At 73.5% G+C, this 4,714-nt stretch carries 2 protein-coding genes and 1 tRNA gene; 1 reads left to right on the forward strand and 2 read right to left on the reverse strand.

The window, feature by feature from the left end:
• Window positions 1–1,847 (reverse strand): glycosyltransferase family 2 protein (locus ACOV8S_RS19420; protein WP_448319072.1); only part of this gene is annotated, 1,847 nt, incomplete at its 3' end.
• 408 nt (window positions 1,848–2,255) lie between these two features.
• Window positions 2,256–2,329, reverse strand: a tRNA-Lys gene (locus tag ACOV8S_RS19425).
• Window positions 2,330–3,238: 909 nt separating this feature from the next.
• On the opposite strand from ACOV8S_RS19425, the gene ACOV8S_RS19430 reads away from it, so the two are divergent.
• On the forward strand, window positions 3,239–4,615 hold the full coding sequence (locus ACOV8S_RS19430) for a peptidoglycan-binding protein (RefSeq protein WP_448319455.1): 1,377 nt from the start codon (window positions 3,239–3,241) through the stop codon (window positions 4,613–4,615).
• Window positions 4,616–4,714: the final 99 nt, after the last annotated feature.

Raw genomic sequence — 4,714 nt, forward strand, 5'->3', positions numbered from 1 at the left:
CGTCCCCGCCGCTCCCCCCGGAGCGTGAGGCGCCACACCACGATCGGTGTCGCGGTGATCAGCAGGGCCAGGGAGGCCCAGACCACCATCGCCGGGTGCGCGTGCCCCCGCCAGAACCCGGCCCCGATCGCGCCGCCGAACACCGCGATGAAGAAGAGGTGGATCCGGAAGGTCCCGAAGAGCGTGTCGGGGCTCGCCGAGTCCCCCTTGGGCGTCACCACGAACCGGCTCCTGCGCCGCAGCACCGCGTCCAGCAGCGACCGCGCGTACACCGGCGCCGACAGCGCGGACATCACCATGCCCGCGACCCCGCCCGACCCCTCCGGCTCGTGCGGCGAGACGTTGTGCCGCCGGTTCCACACGTACAGCCCGATCTGCAGCGCCGACGCGTTGCCGTACAGCATCAGCCAGACCACCGGGTCGATGTCGACGCCCGAGGCGCCCAGACCCATGAAGAGCGCGCAGCTCAGCGCCGCCAGGATCCAGTTCAGCGCGGAGATCGGGTAGAAGATGATCATCATCGTGTAGTTGAAGAGTTTGCCCGGCGGCAGCGACCAGAAGCCCTTCACGTACTGCTTGAGGATCGTCTCGTAGGTCCCTCGCGACCACCGCAGCTGCTGGGTGAAGAAGTCGGTCCAGGAGTTCGGCCCCTCGCCGACCGCCAGCACGTCCGGCGTGTACACCGATCTCCACTTGCGGCCGGTTGCCGGATTGCGGTGGCGGTGGATCTCGAAGCCGGTCGCCATGTCCTCGGTGATCGAGTCGTACAGCCCGCCGATCTGCCGCAGCGCGGAGATCCGCACCGCGTTGGACGTGCCGACGAACATCGGCGCGCCGTACCGGTTGCCGGCCCGCTGGATCAGGGCGTGGAAGAGGAACTGCTGCGACTCGGCGGCCTTGGTGACGAAGGTGTCGTAGTTGCCGTACACCTGCGGTCCGATGACGAACCCGACGTCCGGGTCGCGGAAGAAGCCGAGCATCCGCTCCAGGTAGTTGGGCAGCGGCACGTGGTCGGTGTCGACGGAGGCGAAGAAGTCGTACGCGTCTCCGTGGGCGTCCAGCCAGGCGTTGTAGTTGCCGTGCTTGGTCCTCGCGCGATGCGGGCCCTTCGCCCGGTTCCACTTCTCGACGCCCTTGCGGGAGAAGTGGCGCACGTCGAGCCGGGCGCACACCGCCTTGACCTCCGGGTCGTCGCCCTCGTCGAGCAGCCAGACGTGCATCACGCCCCGGTGGCGGATCCGCACCGCCGCCTCCAGGGTCTTCGTCACCATCGCCAGCGGCTCCTTGCCCGGCACGAACGAGGTGAGGAACGCGACCCGCGTCCCCGCCTGCGGCACCACCGGGACGGGGTCGCGGGCGACGAGGGTGGCGTGCGCGTTGGAGAGCACGTTGGCACAGCGGAAGAGCTCGATCAGCCCGATCGACACCAGCATCACGACGTCCAGCGCCGGCAGCAGGTCGAAGGTCGGGTAGTCGCGCTTGGTCCAGTGCGCGGGCTGGAGCAGCCAGACCAGCAACCCCACCGAGAGCAGCGGCGCCGCGACCAGCATCAACGAGACCCGGACGCGGTGCGGCTCCTGCGAGAGCAGCGAGCGGTAGCGGACCCTGTACGGCCGGGACGGGTCAGGGCGGGTGAGCGGCCCGGCGAGCCGGCTGTAGTGCTCGTAGTCGTAGGCCGGCAGGTTCCGCCGCAGCCGGCGGAAGACGCCGGTGGTGGTGGTCGTGCCGGTCGGCGGAGTGTGGCCGGCGGAGGCCGGCCCGTGGTGCGGCGGTGTCGCCGTTCTGTTCAGCGGCGTGGTCGTGGACGCGCCGAAGTCCTGCGCGGCGCCTGTCGGCGTCGACGTCATGAAGTCATCCCCCTGCACGCGCACGGCGGTGCCGCGGCGCGTGTCCGTTGCGTTGTGGTACGTCCCCCCTGGCGGCTGCTGCGACGCCCCCCAGCGTCTTCGTCCGGTACGGGGCCCCACCCCCGTCCGCGCGGCGGCAACCGGGCGCCGCGCTCCCCCCAACCGCCGCGTCTCCGCGGCGACTTGTGTCCAAGGGTTCTACGGCTCCGAGCATGATCGCAAGACGCGAAACGCGGTCTTAACCGGTCATACGAGCCCAATGGGGCGGTCAGGGGTGAGGGTGGGGCAAGTGGGGTGCGTGCGCGCCCCCTCGTGCCGCCGTGCCCCCCGGACGCTCCGGGCGTCACCGGACATTTCGCTCGGGTGCGGGCACAGCAAAAGGCCCCCGCTTGCGCGAGGGCCTCGTCGTGCGCCGCCAGGGACTCGAACCCCGGACCCGCTGATTAAGAGTCAGCTGCTCTAACCAACTGAGCTAGCGGCGCCTGCTGACAGAGAAAACTCTACCCCACCTGGTGGGGTGCTCCCGACCACCCCACCTGCCCCTTTCGTCCCGTGGAGTGGCCGCGTACATCATTCGGACCGTCAACATGCGCTCCACGCGCGGGGTTGCGAGACTGGCGAACGCACACAAGCGCGGACATTTCCCTACGAAATGTGAGGCAGATCGCATGACTGAGCCGGCCTTCGAGGAGTTCGACCCCGCCGGGGAGTGCGACTGCGCCGGCTGCGTCCACTGGCGCCGGGCGATGCCGGGGGCTGCGGGGGGCGCGTCGGGCGCCGCGCGGCACCCGGCGGGGGCGCGGGTCGTCACGGTCACGGCGGCGGCGGCCACGGCGATGACCGCGGCCCCGGTCACCGCCGCGGCCGTCGCCCCCGCACCCGTCGCGGCGCCGGCGGACCAGGGGGCGCCCGCGGTGGCCGCCACGGACGGCTCGGGTGGCTCGGGTGGTCCCGCACCGCGGGGGGCGGACGCCGCCGAGGCGGTGGCGGAAGCCGTGACCGGGTACGGGACCGCGCCGGGGATGACCGCGGCGCCCGGTGCGGAGCAGCCCGCCGACGGGACCGAGGCCCCGCTCGGCGGGGGCGAGCCGGCGGTTGGCGCGGAGGTCCCGGCGACCGTGGGTGAGGCCACCCCGCACGCCGCGGCCCCTCAGGGCGAGGCACCGCAGGTCGGAGCGCCTGCAGACCGCGGTGTTCCGGCGGTGGCGGCGGACAGGGAGGTCGCCCGGCCCGCCCCTGCCGCCCAGGTCGAGGCGGCGCAGGTCGAAGCCTCGTCTGACGGCGGTGTTCCGGCGGCGGTGGCGGATGGGGAGGTCGCCTCGCTCGTCCCGGCCGCCCAGGTCGAGGCGCCGCGGGACGAAGCCTCGTCTGACGGCGGTGTTCCGGCGGCGGTGGCGGGTGCGGAGGTCGCCTCGCTCGTCCCTGCCGCCCAGGTCGAGGCGCCGCGGGTCGAAGTCTCGCCTGACGGCGGTGTTCCGGCGGCGGTCGCGGGTGCGGAGGCCGTTCCGTCGGCGTCTGCCGTACAGGACGCATTCCCGCAGGCCGGGGTCGCGGAGGCCGACGGCGAGGCCGCCCCCCACGCTCCGGTCGCGCAGGCTGCCGCGGGGACGGGTAGCGCCGCCCCGGTTTCCGTGGTGCGGGAGGAGGAGGCCGCGCGGGTCGGGGGCCCGGAGGGCGGCGGACGGCCCCCGGTCACGCAGGGCGCGGTGGCACGGACGGGGAGCGGAGGCGTGCGGGCCCTGGCGGCTCCACGGAACGGGGGAGCGCAGGCCGCGCCCATGAGGGAGACGGCGGCGCGGGACCGGGCGGGGCTGCGGCCGGTCTCCCGCGGGGAGATCATCGAGCGGGCCCGGCGGTGGACCGAGGCCGGCGTCCCGTACGACATGGAACGGAACTGGGCCGACGGCTACCGCCAGGACTGCTCAGGCTTCGTGTCGATGGCCTGGGACCTCCCCGGCAACGCCTGGACCGGCAACCTCGACGACTACGCCGTGCGGATCTCCCACGAGGAGCTCAGTCCCGGCGACATCCTGCTCTTCCACAACGACGCCGACCCCCAGACCGGCTCGCACGTCGTCATCTTCGGCGGCTGGACCGACTACACCCACACCCGTTACGTCGCCTACGAGCAGACCCGCCCGCACGCCGTGCGCCGGGTGCTCGACCACCCGTACCCGGTCAACGGCGACCGCTACGTCCCCTACCGCTACCGGGCGCTCGCACCCGGCGGCGGATCCGGCGAGGAGGCCGCCTTCCCGGGCCGCGCCTCCTTCGGCCCCGGAGCCACCAACGCGCACGTCACCCGCCTGGGCCGGATGCTCGTCGAACGCGGCGGCGCCCGGTTCTACACCGACGGGCCCGGCCCCCGCTGGGGCGACGCCGACCGCAGGGCGGTGCAGGCGTTCCAGCGCGCCCAGGGCTGGGCCGGCAAGGAGGCCGACGGGCTTCCCGGACCGCACACCTGGCGGCTGCTGGTCACCGGCCGCGGCCGTGACATCCCGCCGCCGGGAACGCCCTCCTCGCACGGGGTCACCGGCTACCCCGGCCGCGCCGCGTTCCGCCCGGGGGCGAAGAACGCCTACGTCACGCAGCTGGGGCGGCAGCTGGTGAAGAAGGGGTACGGCCGCCACTACACCGACGGCCCCAGCCCCGAGTGGACGGACGCCGACCGCAGGGCCGTCCAGGCGTTCCAGCGCGCCCAGGGCTGGCGCGGCGGCGCGGCCGACGGCTACCCGGGGCCGGAGACCTGGCGCCGGCTCTTCTCCTGAACCGACGAAGCGACGAAGCGACGAGCAGCACCGGAACGGAACGAGGGGCAACTGGCATGACAGCGACGACCGACGAGATTCCGGCCACGGGACCCGACC

The sequence above is a fragment of the Streptomyces sp. CO7 genome (assembly GCF_053474865.1).